We start from the raw sequence: 24399 nt of genomic DNA on the forward strand, positions 1-24399 counted from the left end.
CTCCCGCGACGACCCACCCCGTCTCACCGAACACCGTCCTGGCCAACGCCCTCCACCACGCCGAGGACGTCCTGACCCCACGCATCCTGGCCAGGCCGAACACCGAGTGCACCGCCGACCGCGCGCTGGGTTCGGCCAGCTCCGGGTACACCTCGCGTACGACCTCCACCCACAACTCCACGTACTGGCGCTGGAGTTGACGCACCAGCTTGCGGTCACTGTCCCGCAGTCGGTCCAGCTCGCGGTCATGGAGGGTGATCAGGGGACGGTCGTCCAGGGCGAAGTCGATGTGGCCCTCGATGAGCGAGTCGAGCAGCGGTTCCGAGGAGGTCACCCCCTCCGCCTCCGCCAGCCGCCGCTTCGCGCCCGTCAGCAGTTGTCCGCTGATGCCGACCAGCAGCTCCGCGAGCATCGCGTCCTTGCCCGGGAAGTGCCGGTACAGACCGGGTCCGCTGATACCGACCGCCGCGCCTATCTCGTCGACCCCGACGCCGTGGAAACCCCGCTCGGCGAAGAGCCGCGCGGCCTCCTTGAGGATCTGCTCGCGGCGGGTGGGGGCGTCGGTTCTCGTGGTCATGGAAGCAATTCTAGACAGGGAGGTTAGCGGTCGTTAACCTGAAGGAAATGGTTAACGCTCATTAACCGTCGATGACAGCCGACGACAGCCGATCGCTGTGCGAGGGGACCCACGGAATGCAAGAGGCACCGGAGCTGACGAGCGCGGCGGATCCCGCGTCGGAGGCGTGGCGGGCCAACGAGGCGGCGCACCGCGCACTGGGCGAGGAGCTGCGGCAGAAGCTCGCCGCTGCCCGGCTCGGCGGCGGTGAGCGGGCCCGGGACCGGCACACCGCGCGCGGCAAGCTGCTCCCCCGCGACCGCGTCGACACGCTGCTCGACCCCGGCTCGCCCTTCCTGGAGCTGGCTCCGCTGGCCGCCGACGGGATGTACGACGGGGCCGCCCCGGCCGCCGGTGTCATCGCCGGGATCGGCCGGGTCAGCGGCCGCGAGTGCGTGATCGTCGCGAACGACGCCACGGTCAAGGGCGGGACGTACTACCCGATGACCGTGAAGAAGCATCTGCGCGCCCAGGAGATCGCCCTGGAGAATCGCCTCCCCTGTATCTATCTCGTCGACTCCGGGGGCGCTTTCCTCCCGATGCAGGACGAGGTGTTCCCGGACCGCGAGCACTTCGGGCGGATCTTCTACAACCAGGCCCGGATGTCGGGGGCGGGGATTCCCCAGATCGCCGCCGTGCTCGGGTCCTGCACCGCCGGCGGCGCCTACGTCCCGGCCATGAGCGACGAGGCCGTGATCGTCCGCAACCAGGGGACGATCTTCCTGGGCGGGCCGCCCCTCGTGAAGGCCGCCACCGGCGAGGTCGTCACCGCCGAGGAGCTGGGCGGCGGCGACGTCCACGCACGCGTGTCGGGCGTCACCGACCACCTCGCGGAGGACGACGCGCACGCCCTGCGCATCGTCCGGAACATCGCCGCCACGCTCCCCGCGCGCGGGTCCCTCCCCTGGGAGGTCACCGAGTCGGTCGAGCCCAAGGTCGACCCGTACGGGATCTACGGCGCCGTCCCCGTCGACTCCCGTACCCCCTACGACGTACGGGAGATCATCGCGCGCGTGGTCGACGGCTCGCGCTTCGCCGAGTTCAAGGCCGAGTTCGGGCAGACCCTGGTCACCGGCTTCGCCCGCATCCATGGTCACCCGGTCGGCATCGTCGCCAACAACGGCATCCTGTTCTCCGAATCCGCCCAGAAGGGCGCCCACTTCATCGAGCTGTGCGACCAGCGCGGCATCCCCCTGGTGTTCCTCCAGAACATCTCGGGGTTCATGGTCGGCCGGGACTACGAGGCGGGCGGCATCGCCAAGCACGGCGCCAAGATGGTCACCGCCGTCGCCTGCGCGCGCGTGCCGAAGCTGACGGTGGTGGTCGGCGGCTCGTACGGCGCGGGCAACTACTCGATGTGCGGCCGGGCGTACTCCCCCCGCTTCCTGTGGATGTGGCCCGGCGCCAAGATCTCCGTGATGGGCGGCGAGCAGGCCGCGTCGGTCCTCGCGACCGTGAAGCGGGACCAGTTGGAGGGGCGTGGAGAATCCTGGCCGCCGGAGGACGAAGAGACCTTCAAGGATCCCATCCGGCAGCAGTACGAGCGCCAGGGCAACGCCTACTACGCCACCGCCCGCCTCTGGGACGACGGGGTCATCGACCCGATGGAGACCCGCCAGGTGCTGGGTCTGGCCCTGACCGCCTGTGCCAACGCGCCGCTGGGAGAACCCCGGTTCGGCGTCTTCCGGATGTGATGAGGATGCCCGAGATGGTCGACACATTCGAGAATCCCGGTACACCCGAGACACCCGTACCCGAGATGTTCGAGACGGTCCTCGTGGCCAACCGGGGCGAGATCGCGGTCCGCGTCATCCGCACCCTGCGCTCACTCGGTGTGCGCTCGGTGGCCGTCTTCTCCGACGCCGACGCGGACGCCCGGCACGTCCGCGAGGCCGACACGGCGGTACGGCTCGGTCCCGCGCCGGCGGCCGAGAGCTATCTGTCGGTGGAGCGGCTGCTGGAGGCGGCGGCCCGCTCCGGCGCGCAGGCCGTGCACCCGGGCTACGGCTTCCTCGCCGAGAACGCGGCCTTCGCGCGCGCGTGTGCCGACGCCGGGCTGGTCTTCATCGGTCCCCCGGCGGACGCGATCGCCCTCATGGGCGACAAGATCCGCGCCAAGGAGACCGTGGAGGCGGCCGGGGTGCCGGTCGTCCCCGGCGGCCGTGACCCCGAACTGGCCAAAGCTGCACACGAGTTGGGCGCGCCCGTCCTCCTCAAGCCGTCGGCCGGAGGCGGCGGCAAGGGCATGCGCCTGGTCCGCGACCTCACCCTCCTGGACGACGAGATCGCCGCCGCCCGCCGCGAGGCCCGCGCCTCCTTCGGCGACGACACCCTCCTGGTCGAGCGCTGGGTCGACCGCCCCCGGCACATCGAGATCCAGGTCCTGGCCGACGGCCACGGCAACGTCGTCCACCTCGGCGAACGCGAGTGCTCCTTGCAGCGCCGGCACCAGAAGGTCGTCGAGGAGGCCCCGAGCGTCCTCCTGGACGAGGCCACGCGCGCGGCGATGGGCGAGGCGGCGGTCCAGGCGGCCCGCTCGTGCGGGTACGCGGGCGCGGGCACGGTGGAGTTCATCGTCCCCGGGAGTGATCCGTCGTCGTACTACTTCATGGAGATGAACACCCGCCTCCAAGTGGAGCACCCGGTAACGGAGTTGGTCACCGGACTCGACCTGGTGGAGTGGCAGCTCAGGGTGGCGGCGGGCGAGCGGCTGCCCTTCGCGCAGGACGACATCACGCTCACCGGGCACGCGATCGAGGCCCGCATCTGCGCCGAGACTGTGTCTGTTAAAGAGGGCGCGCGCGGGTTCCTCCCGTCCGGCGGCACCGTCCTGAAACTGAACGAACCCTCGGGCAACGGCATCCGCACCGACTCCGGCCTCTCCGAAGGGACCGAGGTCGGCAGTCTCTACGACCCGATGCTCTCCAAGGTCATCGCCTACGGCCCCGACCGCGCGACCGCGCTCAGGAAACTCCGGGCGGCCCTCGCGGACACGGTGACGCTGGGCGTGCCGACGAACGCCGGTTTCCTACGGCGGCTGCTCGCCCATCCGGCGGTCGTGGCGGGCGAGTTGGACACCGGGCTGGTCGAGCGGGAGGCGGACGGGCTGGTGCCCGGTGAGGTACCGGTGGAGGTCTACGCGGCGGCGGCACTGCTGCGGCACGCGGCGCTCACCCCCGGACGGGGCTCCGGCTGGGCCGACCCTTTCGCCGCCACGGACGGCTGGCGGCTGGGCGGGGAGCGGGCCTGGACGGCGCACCCCCTGCGGGTACCGGGCCACGAGCCGGTGACCGTGCGCGTCCGCCGCACACCCGAGGGCGGGACCGAACTCCTGCCGGACGGCGCCGAGAAGCCGCTCGCCGGGGCCGGAACGGCCGGGCCCGACGGCCGGTTCGTCCTGCGGCTCGACGGTCTCGTCCACACCTTCACCGCCCTGCCGGACGGCACCTGGCTGGGCCGGGACGGGGACGCATGGCAGGTGCGGGACCACGATCCGGTGGCCGCTTCGCTCAGCGGGGCCGACCGGTCCGGTGCCGGTTCACTGACCGCGCCGATGCCGGGGACTGTGACCGTGGTGAAGGTCGCCGTGGGGGATCAAGTGGCCGCGGGGCAGAGCCTGTTGGTGGTGGAGGCGATGAAGATGGAGCACGTCGTCTCCGCGCCGCACGCCGGCACCGTCGCCGAACTCGACGTGACACCCGGCGCGACGGTCGCCATGGACCAGGTGCTGGCGGTCGTCACACCGGCGGAGGAGGACCAATGACACTCGGACCAGCGGCACTCGGACCAGCGGCACTCCCGATGGTCGTACCGGCCCCCGGTCTGCCCGCCCGGGTGCGCATCCACGAGGTGGGAGCGCGGGACGGGCTACAGAACGAGAAGGCGACCGTGCCCACGGAGGTGAAGGCCGAGTTCGTGCGGCGGCTGGCCGACGCGGGCCTGACCACGATCGAGGCGACCAGCTTCGTCCACCCCAAGTGGGTGCCCCAACTGGCCGACGCGGAGCAGCTGTTCCCGCTCGTGCGCGAGCTGCCGGGGGTGCACCTCCCCGTCCTCGTGCCGAACGGCCGCGGACTCGACCGGGCCCTGTCCCTGAAGGCGACCCGGGTCGCCGTCTTCGCCAGCGCCACCGAGTCCTTCGCGAAGGCCAACCTCAACCGCACGGTGGACGAGTCGCTGGCCGTGTTCACCCCTGTCGTGGCCCGCGCCAAGGACGAGGGCGCCCATGTGCGCGGCTATGTCTCCATGTGCTTCGGCGACCCCTGGGAGGGCGCGGTCCCCATCGCCCAAGTGGTGCGTGTCTGCCGGGCGTTGGTCGACATGGGCTGCGACGAGCTGAGCCTCGGCGACACGATCGGGGTCGCGACTCCCGGACACGTACTGGAACTTCTCGCCGCGCTCAACGAACAGCACGTCCCCACCGACGTGTTGGGCGTGCACTTCCACGACACCTACGGCCAGGCACTGGCCAACACCTACGCGGCACTGGAGCACGGGGTCACGACGGTCGACGCCTCCGCGGGCGGCCTCGGCGGCTGCCCGTTCGCCAAGTCCGCCACCGGCAACCTCGCCACCGAAGACCTCGTGTGGATGCTCCAGGGTCTCGGCATCGACTCCGGAGTCGACCTCGGCCGTCTCACCGCCACCAGCGTGTGGATGGCCGAACAACTGGGCCGGCCCAGCCCGTCCCGCACCGTCCGCGCACTCGGCAAAACAGCACAGCCCCACAAGGAGCAGTGACCGCCATGGACCACCGTCTCTCCCCCGAGCTGGAAGAACTCCGCCGTACGGTCGAGGAGTTCGCTCACGACGTCGTGGCGCCGAAGATCGGTGACTTCTACGAGCGGCACGAGTTCCCGTACGAGATCGTCCGCGAGATGGGCCGCATGGGCCTGTTCGGGCTGCCGTTCCCCGAGGAGTACGGCGGGATGGGCGGCGACTATCTGGCGCTGGGCCTGGTCCTTGAGGAGCTGGCCCGGGTCGACTCGTCGGTGGCGATCACCCTGGAGGCCGGGGTGTCACTGGGCGCGATGCCGATCCATCTCTTCGGCACCGACGCGCAGAAGGCCGAGTGGCTGCCCCGGCTGTGCTCCGGCGAGATCCTCGGCGCCTTCGGGCTGACCGAGCCGGACGGCGGCTCCGACGCGGGCGCGACGCGGACGACGGCGCGCCTGGACCCGGACACCGACGAATGGGTGATCAACGGTTCCAAGTGCTTCATCACCAACTCCGGTACGAACATCACCGGTCTGGTGACGGTCACCGCGGTCACCGGTCGCAAGCCGGACGGCAAGCCGCTGATCTCGTCGATCATCGTGCCGTCGGGGACACCCGGCTTCACGGTCGCGGCGCCGTACTCGAAGGTCGGCTGGAACGCCTCCGACACCCGTGAGCTGTCCTTCGCGGACGTCCGGGTCCCGGCGGCGAACCTGCTCGGTGAACTGGGGCGCGGGTACGCCCAGTTCCTGCGCATCCTCGACGAGGGCCGTATCGCCATCGCGGCGCTGGCCACCGGTCTCGCGCAGGGGTGTGTCGACGAGTCGGTGAAGTACGCCAAGGAACGGCACGCGTTCGGGCGGCCGATCGGCGCCAACCAGGCCATCCAGTTCAAGATCGCCGACATGGAGATGAAGGCCCACACCTCCCGGTTGTCCTGGCGCGACGCGGCCTCCCGCCTGGTCGCCGGAGAGCCCTTCAAGAAGGAGGCCGCCCTCGCCAAGCTGTACTCCTCGACCATCGCCGTGGACAACGCACGCGACGCCACCCAGGTGCACGGCGGCTACGGCTTCATGAACGAGTACCCGGTGGCCCGCATGTGGCGCGACTCCAAGATCCTGGAGATCGGCGAGGGCACCAGCGAGGTCCAACGGATGCTGATCGCCCGCGAGTTGGGCCTCGCGGGCTGAGAGCACGCTAGACGGGCGCCGGACTGTCCAGCCCCACCGACAACTCCCCCGAGATCAGGGCGATATGGCGGTAGGCCCGTTCGGCGGCGGCCAGGACCCGTTCCTGTACGGCGGGTTCGCCGAGCGCGCGGTCGAGGCGCTCGGTGAAGGCCGTCCAGCGGGCGCGGTCGCCGCTGCCGTAGTACGAGGCGCCGTTCCCGTCCGTGAGCCGGTACGCCTCCGTGACGTAGCGGCACAGGAACATCGCGCCGAGGGTGGAGCCCTCCAACACGTAGAGGAAGCCGAGGAGTTCGCGGGGTTCGGTCGCGGCGGTACGCCGTATCTCCTCGGCAAACTCCTGGGCCGCCGGGCCGGGTTCGGGGGCGGTGCCGAGGGTGGCGAAGTGGCGCAGGTCGCGTTCGAGGAGGGGCAGCTTGACGAGGTCGGGCGACCACACCGAGGCGACGGACGGGCAGCCGGCGCCGGTGAGTTCGGTTTCCAGGGTCTCCAACACCAAGCGGTAGGCGGCGAGTTGGCCGACGTAGCGGTCGAGGGGGAGGGTGCCGTCGAGCATCGCGGTGGCGAACCCGGTGGACTCCAGGGCCTCGTGCCAGGCGCGGGTGCCGTTCCTCAGCCGCCGGGTCACCGTGCTCACGTCCGTGTCCGTGCCCGTGTCCGTCATACGCCGCTCCGCTGCCGGACCGTCGCGAGCAGACGGTCGATGAGGTGGCCCTTGCGTTCGATCGTCACGTCGAAGTAGGCGGCGCTGCGCTCGGAGCGGCACACGCCGTGCACGGCGTCCTTCGCGGCGCGCTTCAGGGCCACGGCCTCCTCGGCGAGCGCGAGGAGCGTGCGCTGGAGGCGGGGGTGACCGAGAACGTACGGTTTGAAGTCCTCGCCGGGCGGTACGTCGCCGTCCTCGTCGAGGAGTTCCAGGAAGACCCGGTTGCCCAGACCGTCGAAGTCCTCGTGGGTGTTCGCGCCGCCGAACTCGGGCACGAAGTCGGTCAGGTCGTTGAACAGCTGGCTGGCGAGGCCCAGTTGACGCATCGCGCCGTCCAGGGCCAGCCGGTCGTCCTCGACCACCCGCAGCCCCGCGACCGCCGCGTCGAGCGGCATCCAGAACAGGGTCCCGGTCTTCAGGGCGGCCGTCGACTCCCAGAAGTCGACCCGGGTGGCGCGCGGCGCGGCCAGCAGCTCGGCGCGCGTGAGCGCCGTACGCGAGGACATGTCGGCGGCCTGTCCGGTGAAGCCGCTGCCGACCGAGCGCACCAGGCTGTCCACGACGGCCGGGTCGGCCGCGTGCCGCAGCGCGGACATGATCAGCCAGGCGCCGGTGTTGAGGGCGAGCGGGGTGCCGTGGGTGGTGTGGAGGGCGGGTTCGCCGTAGCGGACGTCGCTGCCGTCCTGAATGTCGTCGAGGGCGACGGCGGCCTTCAGCAGAATCCTTACGGCAACGGCCGTGCGGCGGATCACCGCGAAGTCGGAAACGGTCTCCGCCTTCTCGGGGAACCTCTCTGCCCGCTCGGGGAACCCCTCCGCCTTCCCGGGGAACGCATCCAGCTCCTCGGGGAACCCCCGGTAGTTCCGGTACGCCCAATACACCATCGAGGGCCGCAGCGGAGCCCGGCCGCCGGGCGCTCCGGAGGTGGGGGGCAGTGCCTGCTGGCCCACCTTCGACCCGAGGGCGTCGGCGACCGGTTCGTACAGGGCGCGGCGCAGGGCCGCTTCGTAGACGGAGACCGGCGCCCGCGCCGGGGCGGTCAGCGTGTCGAGGAACTCGGCCAGGTCGTCCTCCAGCAGGGCCGCGTCGCTCCGCACCACCGCTTCCACATCTGTCACACCCACCGTGGTAGCCACTCCACCTCCGCAGACGACCGAACAACAGTGCGCAGCTCCCCCTACGAAGGAGCATGATCACAACGGCCGGACGAGACAAGGCGGTTGAAAGCCAAATCGCCCGGGGCATCGGCACACAAGCCAGGCACAGCAAGGGCACAGCGAAGGCATGGGCTCGGGCGGTTGCGGCCCCACCCATTGGACACATGGTGAGGTTAGGCTAACCTACCTTCGAATTGTCCGGCGGGCGATCCGCCCTGTTCGAAAGCAGCCACACATGTCCAACGCCCGTGCCACTCACCTCTCCCGCCGCGGCATCCTCGCCGCGGGCGGCGCCCTCGGCCTCGGCGCCGTGCTCGCAGCCTGCGGCGACGACGACGCGAAAAGCAGTGGCTCGGACAAGGAGACGGCGGCCGCCAAGTCCGGCCCCTGGACCTTCAAGGACGACCGCGGCACCACCGCGAAGGCCGACAAGATCCCGGCGAACATCGTCTCGTTCATCGGTGTCGCCGCCGCGCTGCACGACTACGGCATCGAGTCGAAGGGCGTCTTCGGGCCGACCAAGCTGAAGGACGGCAAGGCCGACGTGCAGGCCGGCGATCTGGACATCAGCAAGGTCACGATCATCGGCAACGAGTGGGGCCAGTTCAACATCGAGAAGTACGCGGCCCTCTCCCCCGACGTCCTCATCACGACGATGTTCGACTCGGCCGGCACGCTCTGGTACGTCCCGGAGGAGTCGAAGAAGAAGATCCTCGCCGTGGGCGCGCCGTCCGTCGGCATCTCGGTGTACGACATCCAGCTGCCGACGCCGCTGGCTCGGATGCTGGAGCTGGCCAAGTCCCTTGGCGCCGACACGAGTTCGGCCACCATCACCGCGGCGAAGAAGCGCTTCGAGGACGCGGCCGCCCGGCTGCGCGCCGCGGCGAAGGCCAAGCCGGACATCAAGGTCCTCGCGGGTTCCGCGAGCCAGGACATCTTCTACGTCTCCGGTTCCAACCTCTCCGCCGACCTCGAGTACTACAAGGCTCTCGGCGTGAACTTCGTCGAACCGCCGGCGTCCGCGCTGAAGGCGAGCGGTGGGTGGTTCGAGAACCTGAGCTGGGAGAACGTCGACAAGTACGGGGCGGACATCATCATGATGGACAACCGGACTTCGGCGATTCAGCCGGCGGACATCACCGAGGGCACGTGGAAGAAGCTCCCCGCTGTTAAGGCTGGGCAGGTCATCGCGCGTAATCCTGAGCCGATTCTGTCGTACGCCAAGTGTGCGCCGCTGCTTGAGGATCTCGCGAAGGCCATTGAGAACGCGAAGAAGGTCAGTTGATTTAGGGGTGGTTTCGCTTTGTGGGGAACTGCGGGCCGTGTGTGGCTGGGCGCGCAGTTCCCCGCGCCCCTTTAGGTAGGACACCTCACGCCCCTCCAGAGGAGCCCCCCATGACTACGGCCGTAGCCGCCCCGTTCCGCTTCTTCTCACTCCACGTCGTGCGGACGGAGCGGCTCGGGCCGTCTCTGGTCCGGGTCTCCTTCGCGGGGGACGACCTGGCGTACTTCTTCTCCGACGGGTGCGATCAGTCCCTGTCGCTCTTTCTCCCCCAGCCCGGTCAGCTGGAGCCCGCTGTTCCGTACGAACTCGGTGACGGGTGGTGGCAGGGCTGGCGTGAACTCCCGGACGACGTACGGGCCGTGATGCGCTCGTACACCCTGCGCGCCTTGCGTCGCGACCCCGACGAGATCGACATCGACTTCGTGCTGCACGAACCCGCCGGGCCCGCCTCCCGTTGGGCCTCGCTCGCTGCCGCCGGTGATCGGGTCGTGCTGCTCGGGCCGGCGGTCGCGGACAACCGGGCGATCCGGTTCCGGCCGCCGGAGGACGCCGATCTCGTGGTCGTGTGGGGCGATGAGACCGCCGTGCCGGCCGCTTCGGCGATTCTCGAAGCGCTGCCCGCCGGTACCCGTGCGCGGGTGTGGCTGGAAGTCCAACATGCCGGGGATATTCAGGACTTGGCCACCGAGGCCGATGCCGAAGTCACCTGGCTGGTGCGTCAGGACCAGGGCGCCGAGGGGTCCCCCATGGCCCTCGGCGCCCTTCGTGCTGCCCAACTCCCGTCCGCCGAGCGGCCGTACGTGTGGATCGCGGGCGAGTCCGGTCAAGTGAAGGCGTTGCGGCGGCACTTCGTGGGTGAGCGCGGGTTCGACCGGCGGCGGGTGACCTTCGTCGGGTACTGGCGGCAGGGGCTGAGTGAGGAGCAGTTGCGCGACGCCGGGTGAGCGACAGCCGGGCGTGAGGGCAGCTGGGGTGTGAGTGACGGCTGTCACGGATGCGGCGGGTTTCGCGAACGTTAAGTTAGGTTAGGCTTACCTAAGTTGAAGCGGAACCCCGCCGCTCACTTGTCCCGCACGGACTTCCCCACCGGAGGACCCCCACATGCGCTCGCACCTGCTCAATGACACGACTGCGGAGCACTACCGCCGCTCCGTGACGGAAGGCGTGGAGCGGGTGGCGGCCAAACTCGCCACCACCGAACGACCGTTCACCGGCGTCACGGTCGACGCCCTCTCCCCCCTCATCGACCGGATCGACCTCGACCGCCCGCTCCACGACACCGGCGCGGTGCTCGACGAGCTGGACGAGGTCTACCTGCGTGACGCGATCTACTTCCACCACCCCCGCTACCTCGCCCACCTCAACTGCCCGGTCGTCATCCCGGCCGTGCTCGGCGAGGCGGTGCTCTCCGCCGTCAACTCCTCCCTGGACACCTGGGACCAGTCGGCCGGCGGCACCCTCATCGAGCGGAAACTGATCGACTGGACGAACGAGCGGATCGGCCTCGGGCCGCACGCCGACGGGGTGTTCACCTCCGGCGGCAGCCAGTCCAACCTCCAGGCGCTGCTGCTGGCCCGCGAGGAGGCGAAGACCGACACTCTCGCCAAACTGCGTATCTTCGCCTCCGAGGTCAGCCACTTCAGCGTGAAGAAGTCCGCGAAACTGCTCGGCCTCGGGCAGGACTCCGTCGTGTCGATACCCGTCGGCGCCGACAAGCGCATGCAGACCGTCGCGCTCGCCCGTGAGCTGGAGCGCTGCAAGAACGCCGGGCTCGTCCCCATGGCCGTCGTCGCCACCGCCGGCACCACCGACTTCGGCTCCATCGACCCGCTGCCCGAAGTCGCCGCCCTGTGCGAGCAGTTCGGGGTGTGGATGCACGTGGACGCGGCCTACGGCTGCGGTCTTCTCGCCTCGCTGAAGCACCGGGGCCGGATCGACGGCATCGAGCGCGCCGACTCGGTCACCGTGGACTACCACAAGTCCTTCTTCCAGCCGGTGAGTTCGTCCGCCCTGCTGGTCCGCGACGCCGACACCCTGCGCCACGCGACCTACCACGCGGAGTACCTCAACCCGCGCCGCGCGGTGCAGGAGCGCATCCCCAACCAGGTCGACAAGTCCCTCCAGACCACCCGCCGTTTCGACGCGCTCAAGCTGTGGATGACGCTGCGCGTGATGGGCGCCGACGGCATCGGTCAACTCTTCGACGAGGTCTGCGACTTGGCCGTGGAGGGGTGGGAGCTGCTCGCCGCCGACCCCCGTTTCGACGTGGTCGTCGAGCCTTCGCTCTCCACTCTCGTCTACCGCTACATCCCGGCCGCCGTCACCGACCCGGCCGAGATCGACCGCGCCAACCTGTACGCCCGCAAGGCCCTGTTCGCCTCCGGTGACGCGGTGGTCGCGGGCACGAAGGTCGCGGGCCGCCACTACCTGAAGTTCACCCTGCTCAACCCCGAGACGACGGCCGACGACATCGCCGCCGTCCTCGACCTGATCGCCGGCCACGCCGAGCAGTACCTGGGAGAGTCCCTTGACCGCGCTTCCTGAAGTCTCGAACAAGACCTACGACTTCGTGGGCATCGGGCTCGGGCCCTTCAACCTCGGCCTCGCCTGCCTCACCGAGCCGATCGTCGAACTCGACGGCGTCTTCCTGGACTCGAAGCCCGGCTTCGAGTGGCACGCCGGCATGTTCCTCGACGGCGCCCACCTCCAGACCCCGTTCATGTCGGACCTGGTCACCCTCGCCGACCCGACCTCGCCGTACTCCTTCCTCAACTACCTGAAGGAGAAGGGGCGTCTGTACCCCTTCTACATCCGCGAGAACTTCTACCCGCTGCGCGTCGAGTACGACGACTACTGCCGCTGGGCCGCCGACAAGCTCACCAACGTGCGCTTCAGCACCACGGTCAGCGAAGTGGTGTACGAGGACGATGCCGAGGTCTACGTCGTCCGGACCGAGGCCGGCGACGTGTACCGCGCCCGGCATCTGGTCCTGGGCACCGGCACCCCGCCGTATCTCCCGGAGGCCGTCGCGGGTCTGGGCGGCGACTTCATCCACAACTCCCGTTACGTGCAGCACAAAGCGGAGTTGCAGGCCAAGGAGTCGATCACGCTGGTCGGCAGCGGGCAGTCCGCCGCCGAGATCTACTACGACCTGCTCGCCGAGATCGACGTGCACGGCTACGAGTTGAACTGGGTCACGCGCTCGCCGCGCTTCTTCCCGCTGGAGTACACGAAACTCACGCTGGAGATGACCTCCCCGGAGTACATCGACTACTTCCACGCGCTGCCCGAGCAGACCCGCTACCGCCTCACGGCCGAGCAGAAGGGCCTGTTCAAGGGCATCGACGGCGACCTCGTCAACGAGATCTTCGACCTGCTCTACCAGAAGAAGGTCGGCGGCCCGGTCCCCACCCGGCTGCTCACCAACTCCTCGCTGGACAGCGCCACTTACCGCGACGGCGTGTACGAACTCGGCCTGCGTCAGGAGGAGCAGGAGAAGGACTACACCCTGCGCTCCCAGGGCCTGATCCTCGCCACCGGCTACAAGTACGCCGAGCCGGAGTTCCTCAAGCCCGTCCACGAGCGGCTGCGCTACGACAGTCGGGGCAACTTCGACATCGCGCGCAACTACTCGATCGACACCACGGGCCGGAGCGTCTTCCTCCAGAACGCCGGCGTCCACGCGCACAGCATCACGTCCCCGGACCTGGGCATGGGCGCGTACCGCAACTCGTACATCATCCGTGAGCTGCTCGGCACCGAGTACTACCCGGTCGAACAAACCATCGCGTTCCAGGAGTTCGCCGTATGACCGCCCTCACCGACACAGGCACCTTCACCTTCCGCCCCCTCGACCCGCTCCAGGACGCCGAGTTGCTGCACCGGTGGCTCACCCATCCCAAGGCCGCGTTCTGGATGATGCAGGACGCGAAACTGGAGGACGTCGAGCGCGCGTACATGGAGATCGCGGCCGACGAACACCAGCACGCGCTGCTCGGGCTCCAGGACGGTGTCCCCGCCTTCCTGATGGAGTACTACGACCCCCGTCACCGTGAACTGGTCGGCCTGTACGAGCCGTTGCCCGGTGACGTCGGCATGCACTTCCTGACGCCTGCCACCGAGGCACCCGTCCACGGCTTCACCCGTGCGGTGATCACCGCCGTGATGGGCCGCCTCTTCGAAGACCCGGCCGTCGCCCGTGTCGTCGTGGAACCGGACGTGTCCAACACCGCCGTACACGCACTGAACGAGGCGGTCGGGTTCGTGCCCGAGCGTGAGATCCAAAAGCCGGAGAAGAAAGCCTTGTTGAGCTTCTGCACACGGGAACAATTCGTGGCGGCCATGGCGGTGTCCGTATGAGCCTCGCCGACGCCGTGGCCCACCTCTCCCCCGAGCGCTGGGAGAAGGCCAACCGCCTCCTGATCCGCAAGGCCCTCGCCGAGTTCGCGCACGAGCGGCTGCTCACGCCCGAACTCGCCGAGAAGGACAGCGACTTGTACGTCGTCCGCAGTGACGACGGCCTGACCCGGTACCGGTTCACCGCCACCCGGCACGCCCTCGACCACTGGCAGGTCGACGCCGACTCGATCACCCGGCACCGCGACGGCGCCGAGCTCCCCCTCGCAGCCCTGGACTTCTTCATCGAGCTGAAGCAGGCGCTCGGGCTGAGCGAGGAGATCCTGCCGGTCTACCTGGAGGAGATCTCCTCCACCCTCTCCGGCACCTGCTACAAGCTCACCAAGCCGCAGATCCCGGTGGCCGAGCTGGTCAAAAGCGACTTCCAGGCGATCGAGACGGGGATGACCGAGGGCCACCCCTGCTTCGTCGCCAACAACGGCCGGCTCGGCTTCGGCATCCACGAGTACCTCTCGTACGCCCCCGAGACCGCGAGCCCGGTCCGCCTGGTGTGGCTGGCCGCGCACCGCTCCCGGGCGGCGTTCACGGCGGGCGTTGGCATCGAGTACGAGTCGTTCGTACGGCGGGAGTTGGGCGCCGAGACCGTCGAGCGGTTCGGGCTGACCCTCGTCGAGAAGGGTCTCGACCCCGACGACTACCTCCTCATCCCGGTCCACCCCTGGCAGTGGTGGAACAAGCTCAGCGTCACCTTCGCCGCCGAGATCGCCCGGGGCCTTCTCGTCTGCCTCGGCGAGGGCGACGACGAGTACCTCGCCCAGCAGTCCATCCGGACCTTCTTCAACAAGTCCAACCCCGAGAAGCACTACGTGAAGACGGCCCTGTCCGTCATCAACATGGGCTTCATGCGCGGGCTTTCGGCCGCGTACATGGAGGCCACCCCGGCGATCAACGACTGGCTCGCCCAACTCATCGAGAACGACCCGGTGTTGAAGTCCACCGGCCTGTCGATCATCCGTGAGCAGGCGGCCGTCGGCTACCGGCACCTGGAGTACGAGGCCGCGACCGACCGCTACTCGCCGTACCGCAAGATGCTCGCCGCATTGTGGCGCGAGAGCCCGGTCTCCTCGCTCCAGGACGGCGAGTCCCTGGCGACGATGGCCTCGCTGGTGCACCTGGACCACGAGGGCGCGTCCTTCGCCGGCGCGTTGATCGAGCAGTCGGGGCTGACGCCGGTGGAGTGGCTGCGGCGGTATCTGCGGGCGTACTTCACCCCGCTGCTACACAGCTTCTACGCCTACGACCTGGTGTTCATGCCGCACGGCGAGAACGTCATCCTCGTCCTGAAGGACGGTGTCGTCCAGCGCGCGATCTACAAGGACATCGCCGAGGAGATCGCCGTCATGGACCCGGACGCGGTGCTGCCGCCGACGGTCGAGCGGCTGCGGGTCGAGGTCCCCGAGGACAAGAAGCTGCTGTCGATCTTCACCGACGTTTTCGACTGCTTCTTCCGCTTCCTCGCCTCCAACCTGGCCGCCGAGGGCGTCCTGGAGGAGGACGACTTCTGGCGTACGGTCGCGGACGTCACCCGCGAGTACCAGGACGCGGCACCCGAACTCGCCGACAAGTTCCGGCAGTACGACATGTTCGCGCCCGAGTTTTCCCTGTCCTGCCTCAACCGTCTCCAGCTGCGCGACAACAAGCAGATGGTGGACCTCGCGGACCCCGCCGGCGCGCTCCAGCTCATCGGCACCCTGAAGAACCCCATCGCCGGGTTCTGACCCACAAGCAGGCGGGCACCCCGGGGTACGGTCCCCCGGGGTGCCCGCCCCATTTACGGGGACTGCTCGACTAACGTGCGGGCCAAGGGACTTGGGGCGACCGGTAGTAGTCGATCCCGAGCGCGTCCCAGCGCGGCGCCTGTGCCGCGAGCCGCACCTTGTAGGTGTCCCAGTCGTGCGTCGCGGCCGGCGACCAGCCCAGCTCGGCCACGCCCGGCAGCCTGGGGAAGGCCATGTACTGGATGTTGGCGTCGGTCACGATGGTCTCCGACCACAGCGGCGCCTCGACGCCCCGGATCGCCGAACTCGGCACCCCGGCAAGGTAGTTGCCCGGGTCCCAGTCGTAGGACCGCTTCACCTCGACGAGCCCTGCCCAGTCCTGCCCGAGCGGGGTGTCCTCGGTGTACTTCATGTCGAGGTAGACGCGGTCGGCGGGCGAGAGGATCAGCCCGGTGCCGTTCTTCGCGGCCTCGGCGACCTGCGCCTTCTCGGCGGCGTCGGTGTCGTCGAGACCCCAGTACTGGGCGAGGGCGCCCTTCACGGGGTGGGCGCCGGTGATCTGGTGCCAGGCGATCACCGTCTTGCCGTACTTGGTGACGATCGGCTGCACCCGGTCCATGAACTTGACGTAGTCCTCATGGCTGGTGGAGTGCGCCTCGTCGCCGCCGATGTGGAGATAGCGGCCCGGGGTGAGCGCGGCCAGTTCGCGGATCACGTCGTCCACGAAGCTGTAGGTGAGGTCCTTGCCGACGCACAGCGAGCTGAAGCCGACGTCCGTGCCCGTGTAGAGCGGGGGCGCGACACCGTCGCAGTTCAGATCGGCGTAGGAGGCGAGGGCCGCGTTCGTGTGGCCCGGCATGTCGATCTCCGGCACGACCTCCAGGAAACGTGAGGAGGCGTAGCGGACGATCTCCTTGTAGTCGTCCTTCGTGTAGTGGCCGCCCACGCCTCCGCCCACCTCGGTCGAGCCGCCGTAAGTCGCCAGGCGGGGCCAGGAGTTGATCGCGATGCGCCAGCCCTGGTCGTCGCTGAGGTGCAGATGCAGGGTATTGATCTTGTAGAGCGCCAACTCGTCGATGTAGCGCTTGACTTGGCCGACCGTGAAGAAGTGCCGCGAGACGTCGAGCATCGCGCCGCGGTAGGCGTAGCGCGGGGAGTCCTCGATGGTGCCGCCCGCGATCTGCCAGGGGCCGCGCTGCACCGACTTCTTCTCGACGGCGGCGGGCAGGAGCTGGCGCAGGGTCTGCACGCCGTGGAAGAGCCCGGCGGGCCTGCTCGCGGTGATGGTGACACCGGAGGGGGTGCTGTTGAGCCGGTAGCCCTCGGCGCCGAACGTGCCCTTGGCCAGGCGGAGTTGGATGCCGCCCTTGCCGCGCGAGGTCACCGGCAGCCGGTAGCCGGTGGAGGGGCGCAGGATGCCCGCGAGGTACGCGCCGATCCGGCGCGACTCACGGGTGTCGTCGACGCGGATACGGGTGCCGCTGGTGATCCGGTACGGATGTCCCGCGGGGGCGACCTTCGCGGGCGCCGGGACCACCCGGTCCAGCGGGGTGGCGGTGGCGGGCGCGGCGGAGGGTGCGGCGCCGACGACGGACACGCCCGCGGCGGCGACGAGCAGCAGCGAACCGAGGAGGCGGGTCGTTCTGTGGCGCTGTCTCACAAGGCGTCTCACGAGCGGTCCCTTCCTTTGAACTTCCCTTGAGCCCGGACAGGTACAGACCATTCTGTCGCCTGACCGGTGGAAGAATCCCTCCCATGGCGGAAATCATCCAGAAGGACGGCACCTGGATCTTCGACGGCGACGCCCTGCGGCTGACTCCCGGACGGGACAAGAACGTCGGCCTGTTCCGCAAGACACTGGGCGAACTCGTCGTCCCCCTGGGCGCGTTGGCCGGCGTCTCGTTCGAGCAGGGCCGTAAGTCGGGCCGGCTGAGACTGCGGCTGCGGGACGGCGCCGACCCGCTGCTGCACGCCACCGGCGGCCGGCTCACCGAGGGCGACGACCCCTACCAACTCCCCGTCGAGTCGGACCGGTACGGCGTCGCCGAGTACTTCGTGGACGAGGTGCGCAACGCCCTGCTGCTCGACGAGGTCCCGGCCGACCCGGTGGACGCGTACCTGCTGCCGGGCCCCGCCGTGCCGCTGTCCGTGTCCGCGGGGGACGGCACGGCGAGCTTCGACGGCGAGCGCGTACGGCTGGAGTGGAACTGGAAGACCGAGGACGCCAAGTCCGCCGCCGGCGCCCGCACCCTCGCCGTCACCGACCTCGTCGGCGTGGAGTGGCGTCCCTCGGCCGGGCTGGAGAACGGCTACATCCGCTTCTCGGTGCGCAACGCGCCGACCAAGGCTCCGCCCAAGTACGACCCCAACTCCGTGGAGTTGTGGGGCTTCAAGAAGGACCCGCTGATGGCCCTGGTCGCCGCGGCCGTACAGGCGCGCCTCCCGCACCCGGCCGCCGAGACGGACGTACGACATGAACAGCCGGAACCCGCACGGCAGTTGACGGCCGCGGCGGAGGACGGTCACGACGCGCTGCTGCGGCGGTTGCGTGAACTCGGTGAGCTGCACCGGGACGGGGTGCTCACGGACGAGGAGTTCGCGATGGCCAAACAGGCGGTCCTCAGACGGATGTGACCATCCGGGGAGGACCGCCTGCCGGCTGAGTCGCGCCCTGCCTTCCGGGCGTAACTCGGTTTGCTTCAGGGCTACTTGGCCTTGCGGGCGACCGTGAAGCGGTCGATCTCGGCGCCGGTCTCGGCGATGCCGCGCACCGTCAGGGTCGTCGTACGGCCCTTCGAGGCGGGCTGCACGTCGACGCGCAGGAACGAGTAGTTGAGGTAGCGGACGCGCGACCAGGCGACCGTCTCGTTGACCTTGCCGTCCTTCGTGTTGACGAAGGCGGCGACCGAGTCGAGGTCGGCGACGTGACCCTCGTAGGAGTCCGGGGCGGAGAACGCGTACAGGCTGCGGCCGGCCGCGCCCGCCGTCACGTAGACGACACCCTCGGTCTCCGGGTACGCCGTGCCGCCGATCGGCAGCTTCTTGACGACCGCGTTCTTCTTGATGACGTCGGTGCGCTCGTACTGGTGGTTGTGGCCGTTGATGACCAGGTCCACCGTGTACTTCTCGAACAGCGGCACCCACTCGCCCCGCACTCCCCCCTCCGAGGAGTGCGCGGTGGAGGTGCAGTAGGCGCAGTGGTGGAAGAAGACGACGACGAAGTCGATGTCGTGCGCCGCGCGGTACTTCTTGAGCTGCGCCTCCAGCCACGTGGTCTGCGTGCCGCCGGAGATGCCGAGGTTGGCCGGGATCTCGAAGGACACGTCGTTGGCGTCCAGCGAGATGACCGCCGTGTTGCCGTAGACGAAGGAGTAGACGCCCGGCAGGTTCGCCTTGTCGGGGCCGTTGTCCGGCAGGTTCCAGCGGGCGTCCTCGCCGCCGTAGCCGTTGGGCGAGTACCAGGCCTCCATGTCGTGGTTGCCGTAGGCGGGCATCCACGGCACGGACTTGGCGACCGACTCGGTCTGCGCGAGGAACTGGTCCCAGGTCCGCGAGTCGAAGCCGGCGTCGGCGGTCTTGCCCGCGCCCGCCGGGTCGGCGTAGCAGATGTCGCCGGCGTGCAGGTGGAAGGCCGGGTTCTGGCCCAGCAGCAGGCTGTTGTTGGCCAGGCCGTGGTAGCCGACGCCCTCGTCGCCGAAGGCCGTGAAGGTGAACGGCTTCTTGTGGTCGGGGGCGGTGGTGAAGGTGCCCAGGGTGCCGAGCAGGTGGGCCTCGGCCGGGTCGAAGCCCGCGTGGCCGACGCCGTAGTAGTACGTCTTGCCCGGGCGCAGGTGGGTCAGCTTGGCGTGCAGGTAGTACTGGGTGTGGTCACCGCTCGCGCCGACGCCCGCCGGGGTGTAGAGGGAGCGCACCTCGGCCTCGATCTTGTGGGAGAGGTCCCAGGGGTGCGCGCCGATCCGGACGAACGGTTTCCTGACGTCGGTCGGGACCTGCCAGGAGACCGTCACCTCCGTGCGCGGGTCGTTGCCGAAGGCGAGGTGCCGGCCGAACGGGGAGACGAGGGCCCCGTTCACCGACTCGGTGGCGGGCGTGGTCCTGGTGCTTGCCTGGGTGGGGACGGCCGCCTGGGCGATGCCGCCCGGCACGAACACGCCACCCGCGACGGCGCCGAGCGTGACGGCACCGCCTCTGATCATCGTGCGCCGCGAGAATCTCGCGCGCAGGTACTCGTGCTGTTCCGCCATGCTCATGCGCTCGGCGAGCTCCGCGGGTACTCCCATACGAGGAATGTCCATGGCGTCTGAAACTCGTCGACATGGGCAACGGTGCGCAAGACACAGGATGGACAGCTTACGAACAGAGCCCCATAAGACTTTCAACAGGCCGTTGCCCGATATCGGGCAGGATTCTTGCAAACCGCCCTTCGGTGCCCCAGGATCAACCGGGTGCACGACGAACTCGTTGATCATCTGACGCGCTCCACGCCCCTCAACCGGGGCGAGGCACTGCGGGTGATCCAGGACGTGCTCGCCTACTTCGACGAGACGACCGAGGTCTACGTCCGTCGCCGCCACCGCGAACTCCAGGCCCAGGGCCTGGTGAACGCGACGATCTTCGACCGGATCGAGGCGGACCTGAAATACCGGGCGGTCGCACCACCGGAGCTCACGCTCAGGCAGTTGCGCCGCATCGTCTACGGCTAGGAATACCTATACATGTGCGGAATTGTCGGATACATCGGCAAGCGTGACGTCGCCCCGCTGCTGCTGGAGGGCCTACAGCGGCTGGAGTACCGCGGCTACGACTCGGCGGGCATCGTCGTGACGGCGCCCAAGACGGCCGGCCTGAAGATGGTCAAGGCCAAGGGCCGGGTCCGTGACCTGGAGGCCAAGGTCCCGGCACGCTTCAAGGGCACCACCGGCATCGCCCACACCCGCTGGGCCACGCACGGCGCCCCCTCCGACGTGAACGCCCACCCGCACCTGTCCGCCGACAGCAAGGTCGCCGTAGTCCACAACGGCATCATCGACAACGCGTCCGACCTGCGGAAGAAGCTGGAGGCGGACGGCGTCGAGTTCCTCTCCGAGACCGACACCGAGGTCCTCACCCACCTCATCGCCCGCTCGCAGCAGGAGAAGCTCGAGGACAAGGTCCGCGACGCGCTCCGGGTGATCGAGGGGACGTACGGCATCGGCGTCCTGCACGCCGACTTCCCCGACCGCATCGTGGTGGCTCGAAACGGCTCCCCGGTGGTCCTCGGCATCGGCGAGAAGGAGATGTTCGTAGCCTCGGACATCGCCGCGCTGGTGACGCACACGCGCCAGATAGTGACGCTGGACGACGGCGAGATGGCCACCCTCAAGGCCGACGACTTCCGGACATACACGACCGAGGGCACCCGCACCACGTCCGAGCCGACCACCGTCGAGTGGGAGGCCGCCTCCTACGACATGGGCGGCCACGACACCTACATGCACAAGGAGATCTTCGAGCAGGCCGACGCCGTGGACCGCGTGCTGCGCGGCCGCATCGACGACCGCTTCTCCACCGTGCACCTCGGCGGCCTGAACCTGGACGCCCGCGAGGCCCGGCAGATCCGCCGCGTGAAGATCCTCGGCTGCGGCACCTCGTACCACGCGGGCATGATCGGCGCCCAGATGATCGAGGAGCTGGCCCGCATCCCCGCGGACGCGGAGCCGGCCTCCGAGTTCCGCTACCGCAACGCGGTCGTCGACCCCGATGCCCTCTACATCGCGGTCTCCCAGTCCGGCGAGACGTACGACGTGCTGGCGGCGGTCCAGGAGCTGAAGCGCAAGGGCGCGCGCGTTTTGGGCGTGGTGAACGTCGTCGGCTCGGCGATCGCCCGCGAGGCGGACGGCGGCATGTACGTGCACGCGGGCCCCGAGGTCTGTGTCGTCTCGACCAAGTGCTTCACCAACACCACAGTCGCCTTCGCCCTGTTGGCCCTGCACCTCGGCCGCACCCGCGACCTCTCGGTCCGCGACGGCAAGCGCATCATCGAGGGCCTGCGCAAGCTGCCGGCCCAGATCTCCGAGATCCTGGACCAGGAGGAGGAGATCAAGAAACTGGCGGCCGAGTACGCCGAGGCCCGCTCGATGCTCTTCATCGGCCGGGTCCGCGGCTACCCGGTGGCCCGCGAGGCCTCCCTCAAGCTCAAGGAGGTCTCCTACATCCACGCCGAAGCCTACCCCGCCTCGGAGTTGAAGCACGGCCCCCTCGCCCTGATCGAGCCCGCCCTCCCCACGGTCGCGATCGTCCCCGACGACGACCTCCTGGAGAAGAACCGCGCGGCCCTGGAGGAGATCAAGGCCCGCAGCGGCCGCATCCTCGCGGTGGCCCACCAGCACCAAGAGAAGGCCGACCAGACCATCATCGTCCCGAAGAACGAGGACGAACTGGATCCGATCCTGATGGGGATTCCCCTTCAACTCCTGGCGTACCACACGGCGTTGGCCCTGGGCCGGGACATCGACAAGCCGAGGAACCTCGCGAAGTCAGTAACGGTCGAGTAGCACCCCCAGGGGCGCGGGGAACTGCGCGACCAGCCCCCACGCACCCGCAGCGGCCGACGAACCAGAACGAACCCCCACGTGCAGCCTCAATGCACGGGGGGTTCGTTCATATCGCCGGGAGTTGAAACTCCCAGCCTGCGCCGCTAGCCAGTCGCCGTCACGCCCCGACCAGCAGCCCGCCGAGGAAGCACCGTCGGCCAGTGCGCAAGCGCGGCCGTCGCCGAATACCAGGCAACAGCCCCCGCAGCGACACCGAACCACCCACCGACCTTGCCCAGCCCGTCGTTGCCGGCGAACTGGGCGATGGCAAGCAGCACGAGGGAGACGAAGAACAACCCGTAGGTGCCCTGGGTGAGTTGGTCGCCGCCCGCGAGGGTCACGGAGAGGGCGACAAGAGCGAACAGGACCAGGAACAACCCCGCCGCGTTGTCAGACACGGAGTTCCCCGCACTGACAGCCCAGGTGAACCAGAGCGCGCCGAACGCGGTGAACGCCGTACCGGCAGCCGTGTCGCCCTCGCGGAACGCGAGGAGTCCGACGACGAAGAGGGCAACTCCGCCCACATAGTGGGCCAGTGACACGGCGTCAGCCGTGGAGACCCCGTTGATGACATCCGTGTACCCGAGCCCGAAGGCCAACAGGGTGATTCCCAGGGCGAGTCGGCCGACGATCGATGTGGTGCTTCCCGCAGAGACGTCTTTGTCCACGGCGGGCTCCCTTCATGCATGTGCGGTTGTGCGGTGTGACCGATATATGCCCTTCACAAGGACACAAACACCTCTGCACAACGGCGAATTCGGGAGCTCACCTGTGAGTTCGGCCGACGGGCCGACGCGTCAGGGAATGACGACTACAGGCCGCTGCGCCCGCTTCGCGAGCCGCCCCGCGACGGAGCCGAAGATGCGTCCGACGATGCCATGGGTCGAGCCCACGACGATCGCGTCCGCCTCGTACTCCCGCCCCACCTCTTCGAGTTCGTGGCAGATGTCGCCACCGCGCTCGACGAGGATCCAGGGCACTTCCGCCAGGTACTCGGCGCAGGCCAGCTCCAGACCCAGCACCTCGGTGCGGTGGTCAGGCACGTCGACGAAGACCGGTGGCTCGCAGCCCGCCCACACCGTGGTGGGCAGCCGGTTGGCGACATGGACGATGACCAGGCCCGAGCCCGAGCGATGGGCCATGCCGATCGCGTAGGCGAGGGCACGCTCACTGGACGTCGAGCCGTCGAAGCCGACGACGACGCCGTGCTTGAAGGCTGGATCGCAGGAATGACGTGGCTGTTCCGCCGCCAGGGGCTCGGCCGCCGTGGGATCGGCGACGGGCCGCTTGCGGTCCGCGGGTTCGAAAGATTCGTGACCGGCCATGGGTGTCTCGGCTTTTTGATCCTCTTGGGAGGGGACAACAGGATGCGGCGGAGCTGTGTCCGGGAATCATCTTCCCAACCCCATACCCCCAAGGGTACGGCGGCACTCCTCCTTAGCCCATATCCCGCACATGCTCCGGCGGAGTTCCCCGGAGCATGCACGAGGGGGCGCCCGTAACGCAATGGTTGCTGCCCCGTACAGGCGGTTTGCACAGGATTCACTTATCCGCGCACATCGATGGACTGCCCTACAGTGACCGACGCATCGAACAAGCGTTGAACCCGGCGAGCCGCCGCCCCAGGGAGCACGCCATGTCCGGACACCGCACGACCTCCGAGGCACACCCCAGCCACGACACCGCCACCGACGTGGTCCGCTGGGCGGTCTTCAGCTGTGTCCTCGTTCCCGTCGTCCTCCTCTGGTACGGCACCTCCCTCGCCGGCGCCACCGGCACGGCCCTGGGTCTCGCGGCCGTCACCGCCGCCTGCCGGGTGCTGCTGCGCCGTTCCGAGCAGGGCGCGGCCCGGCTGCTGGCCGAAGAACACTCCTCGCACCGCGGCCACCGCCACCGGGCCGCGGCGTGCGGGCGGTGCGAGTGGTGTGGGTTCCGACAAGGTGTCGGCAAGATGTTGCGTTCGCCGTCGGGGTGGCCAACCCCAAGACGATCGTGTTGGCGCGCTCCTGGCTGTGGCTCCGGGGTG

General features: G+C 69.1%; 20 protein-coding genes and 1 pseudogene. 14 read left to right on the forward strand and 7 right to left on the reverse strand.

Annotated features, from left to right (window positions below; translation table 11 throughout):
* A partial coding sequence (locus ACNFOC_RS27230) for a TetR/AcrR family transcriptional regulator (RefSeq protein WP_416961721.1) occupies positions 1 to 577 on the reverse strand: 577 nt, incomplete at its 3' end.
* A gap of 116 nt (positions 578 to 693) precedes the next feature.
* On the opposite strand from ACNFOC_RS27230, the gene ACNFOC_RS27235 reads away from it, so the two are divergent.
* From ACNFOC_RS27235 to ACNFOC_RS27250, 4 genes are all read left to right on the forward strand, one after another.
* On the forward strand, positions 694 to 2310 hold the full coding sequence (locus ACNFOC_RS27235) for a carboxyl transferase domain-containing protein (RefSeq protein ID WP_416961722.1): 1617 nt from the start codon (positions 694 to 696) through the stop codon (positions 2308 to 2310).
* Between the two features lie 65 nt (positions 2311 to 2375).
* Positions 2376 to 4379 (forward strand): ATP-binding protein, encoded by a 2004-nt coding sequence (locus ACNFOC_RS27240; RefSeq protein ID WP_416961738.1) that lies wholly within the window; start codon positions 2376 to 2378, stop codon positions 4377 to 4379.
* The gene (locus ACNFOC_RS27245; RefSeq protein WP_416961723.1) at positions 4376 to 5356 is read left to right on the forward strand and encodes a hydroxymethylglutaryl-CoA lyase; all 981 of its coding nucleotides are present in this window, start codon (positions 4376 to 4378) and stop codon (positions 5354 to 5356) included. Before ACNFOC_RS27240 ends, ACNFOC_RS27245 begins: the two co-directional genes overlap by 4 nt.
* A 5-nt stretch (positions 5357 to 5361) precedes the next feature.
* Positions 5362 to 6522 (forward strand): acyl-CoA dehydrogenase family protein, encoded by a 1161-nt coding sequence (locus tag ACNFOC_RS27250; protein ID WP_416961724.1) that lies wholly within the window; start codon positions 5362 to 5364, stop codon positions 6520 to 6522.
* Between the two features lie 7 nt (positions 6523 to 6529).
* Here ACNFOC_RS27250 and ACNFOC_RS27255 read toward each other — a convergent pair whose 3' ends face one another.
* The gene (locus tag ACNFOC_RS27255) at positions 6530 to 7183 is read right to left on the reverse strand and encodes a biliverdin-producing heme oxygenase (protein WP_416961725.1); all 654 of its coding nucleotides are present in this window, start codon (positions 7181 to 7183) and stop codon (positions 6530 to 6532) included.
* Complete coding sequence (locus ACNFOC_RS27260; protein ID WP_416961726.1) at positions 7180 to 8343, reverse strand: polyprenyl synthetase family protein; 1164 nt, start codon at positions 8341 to 8343, stop codon at positions 7180 to 7182. The genes ACNFOC_RS27255 and ACNFOC_RS27260 overlap by 4 nt, the downstream gene beginning before the upstream one ends.
* A gap of 274 nt (positions 8344 to 8617) precedes the next feature.
* Here ACNFOC_RS27260 and ACNFOC_RS27265 point away from each other — a divergent pair, with 274 nt between their 5' ends.
* From ACNFOC_RS27265 to ACNFOC_RS27290, 6 genes are all read left to right on the forward strand, one after another.
* Complete coding sequence (locus tag ACNFOC_RS27265) at positions 8618 to 9667, forward strand: ABC transporter substrate-binding protein (protein WP_416961727.1); 1050 nt, start codon at positions 8618 to 8620, stop codon at positions 9665 to 9667.
* 110 nt (positions 9668 to 9777) lie between these two features.
* The gene (locus ACNFOC_RS27270) at positions 9778 to 10611 is read left to right on the forward strand and encodes a siderophore-interacting protein (protein WP_416961728.1); all 834 of its coding nucleotides are present in this window, start codon (positions 9778 to 9780) and stop codon (positions 10609 to 10611) included.
* A gap of 157 nt (positions 10612 to 10768) precedes the next feature.
* Positions 10769 to 12211 carry a lysine decarboxylase DesA gene (gene desA, locus ACNFOC_RS27275; RefSeq protein WP_416961729.1) on the forward strand — a complete coding sequence of 481 codons (1443 nt, stop codon included), beginning with the start codon at positions 10769 to 10771 and terminating at the stop codon, positions 12209 to 12211.
* A complete protein-coding gene (locus ACNFOC_RS27280) occupies positions 12195 to 13478 on the forward strand; it encodes a lysine N(6)-hydroxylase/L-ornithine N(5)-oxygenase family protein (RefSeq protein WP_416961730.1) in 1284 nt (427 codons plus the stop codon). The genes desA and ACNFOC_RS27280 overlap by 17 nt, the downstream gene beginning before the upstream one ends.
* Positions 13475 to 14026, forward strand: a complete 552-nt coding sequence (locus tag ACNFOC_RS27285) for a GNAT family N-acetyltransferase (protein ID WP_416961731.1) — start codon at positions 13475 to 13477, stop codon at positions 14024 to 14026. Before ACNFOC_RS27280 ends, ACNFOC_RS27285 begins: the two co-directional genes overlap by 4 nt.
* Positions 14023 to 15801 carry an IucA/IucC family protein gene (locus ACNFOC_RS27290; protein WP_416961732.1) on the forward strand — a complete coding sequence of 593 codons (1779 nt, stop codon included), beginning with the start codon at positions 14023 to 14025 and terminating at the stop codon, positions 15799 to 15801. Before ACNFOC_RS27285 ends, ACNFOC_RS27290 begins: the two co-directional genes overlap by 4 nt.
* A gap of 70 nt (positions 15802 to 15871) precedes the next feature.
* Here ACNFOC_RS27290 and ACNFOC_RS27295 read toward each other — a convergent pair whose 3' ends face one another.
* The gene (locus ACNFOC_RS27295; protein ID WP_416961739.1) at positions 15872 to 17461 is read right to left on the reverse strand and encodes a beta-N-acetylhexosaminidase; all 1590 of its coding nucleotides are present in this window, start codon (positions 17459 to 17461) and stop codon (positions 15872 to 15874) included.
* Positions 17462 to 17556: 95 nt separating this feature from the next.
* Between ACNFOC_RS27295 and ACNFOC_RS27300 the strand changes: the two genes are divergently transcribed.
* Positions 17557 to 18435 carry a DUF4429 domain-containing protein gene (locus ACNFOC_RS27300; protein WP_416961733.1) on the forward strand — a complete coding sequence of 293 codons (879 nt, stop codon included), beginning with the start codon at positions 17557 to 17559 and terminating at the stop codon, positions 18433 to 18435.
* A gap of 71 nt (positions 18436 to 18506) precedes the next feature.
* Here the strand turns inward: ACNFOC_RS27300 and ACNFOC_RS27305 are convergent, their stop codons facing one another.
* Complete coding sequence (locus tag ACNFOC_RS27305; protein WP_416961734.1) at positions 18507 to 20081, reverse strand: purple acid phosphatase family protein; 1575 nt, start codon at positions 20079 to 20081, stop codon at positions 18507 to 18509.
* A 165-nt stretch (positions 20082 to 20246) separates the two neighbouring features.
* On the opposite strand from ACNFOC_RS27305, the gene ACNFOC_RS27310 reads away from it, so the two are divergent.
* Entirely contained in the window at positions 20247 to 20504 is a 258-nt protein-coding gene (locus ACNFOC_RS27310; protein WP_416961735.1) for a hypothetical protein, read from the forward strand.
* 12 nt (positions 20505 to 20516) lie between these two features.
* The gene (glmS, locus tag ACNFOC_RS27315) at positions 20517 to 22334 is read left to right on the forward strand and encodes a glutamine--fructose-6-phosphate transaminase (isomerizing) (protein WP_416961736.1); all 1818 of its coding nucleotides are present in this window, start codon (positions 20517 to 20519) and stop codon (positions 22332 to 22334) included.
* Between the two features lie 143 nt (positions 22335 to 22477).
* Here glmS and ACNFOC_RS27320 read toward each other — a convergent pair whose 3' ends face one another.
* Positions 22478 to 23041 carry a GPR1/FUN34/YaaH family transporter gene (locus ACNFOC_RS27320; RefSeq protein WP_416961737.1) on the reverse strand — a complete coding sequence of 188 codons (564 nt, stop codon included), beginning with the start codon at positions 23039 to 23041 and terminating at the stop codon, positions 22478 to 22480.
* A gap of 129 nt (positions 23042 to 23170) precedes the next feature.
* Complete coding sequence (locus ACNFOC_RS27325; RefSeq protein WP_019065779.1) at positions 23171 to 23698, reverse strand: universal stress protein; 528 nt, start codon at positions 23696 to 23698, stop codon at positions 23171 to 23173.
* 311 nt (positions 23699 to 24009) lie between these two features.
* Here ACNFOC_RS27325 and ACNFOC_RS27330 point away from each other — a divergent pair.
* Positions 24010 to 24279 (forward strand): annotated as a pseudogene (locus ACNFOC_RS27330) (hypothetical protein); the annotation flags it as partial.
* Positions 24280 to 24399 lie beyond the last annotated feature (120 nt).

Source organism: Streptomyces colwelliae (assembly GCF_048158785.1).
Classification (GTDB): Bacteria; Actinomycetota; Actinomycetes; order Streptomycetales; family Streptomycetaceae; genus Streptomyces.

Coding starts and splice junctions, on each gene's coding strand:
- ACNFOC_RS27285 (WP_416961731.1), top strand. CDS start 13,475: ATGACCGCCCTCACCGACACAGGCACCTTCACCTTCCGCCCCCTCGAC.
- ACNFOC_RS27290 (WP_416961732.1), top strand. CDS start 14,023: ATGAGCCTCGCCGACGCCGTGGCCCACCTCTCCCCCGAGCGCTGGGAG.
- ACNFOC_RS27245 (WP_416961723.1), top strand. CDS start 4,376: ATGACACTCGGACCAGCGGCACTCGGACCAGCGGCACTCCCGATGGTC.
- ACNFOC_RS27305 (WP_416961734.1), bottom strand. CDS start 20,081: ATGGGAGTACCCGCGGAGCTCGCCGAGCGCATGAGCATGGCGGAACAG.
- ACNFOC_RS27255 (WP_416961725.1), bottom strand. CDS start 7,183: ATGACGGACACGGGCACGGACACGGACGTGAGCACGGTGACCCGGCGG.
- glmS (WP_416961736.1), top strand. CDS start 20,517: ATGTGCGGAATTGTCGGATACATCGGCAAGCGTGACGTCGCCCCGCTG.
- ACNFOC_RS27235 (WP_416961722.1), top strand. CDS start 694: ATGCAAGAGGCACCGGAGCTGACGAGCGCGGCGGATCCCGCGTCGGAG.
- ACNFOC_RS27265 (WP_416961727.1), top strand. CDS start 8,618: ATGTCCAACGCCCGTGCCACTCACCTCTCCCGCCGCGGCATCCTCGCC.
- desA (WP_416961729.1), top strand. CDS start 10,769: ATGCGCTCGCACCTGCTCAATGACACGACTGCGGAGCACTACCGCCGC.
- ACNFOC_RS27240 (WP_416961738.1), top strand. CDS start 2,376: ATGTTCGAGACGGTCCTCGTGGCCAACCGGGGCGAGATCGCGGTCCGC.
- ACNFOC_RS27270 (WP_416961728.1), top strand. CDS start 9,778: ATGACTACGGCCGTAGCCGCCCCGTTCCGCTTCTTCTCACTCCACGTC.
- ACNFOC_RS27250 (WP_416961724.1), top strand. CDS start 5,362: ATGGACCACCGTCTCTCCCCCGAGCTGGAAGAACTCCGCCGTACGGTC.
- ACNFOC_RS27300 (WP_416961733.1), top strand. CDS start 17,557: ATGGCGGAAATCATCCAGAAGGACGGCACCTGGATCTTCGACGGCGAC.
- ACNFOC_RS27325 (WP_019065779.1), bottom strand. CDS start 23,698: ATGGCCGGTCACGAATCTTTCGAACCCGCGGACCGCAAGCGGCCCGTC.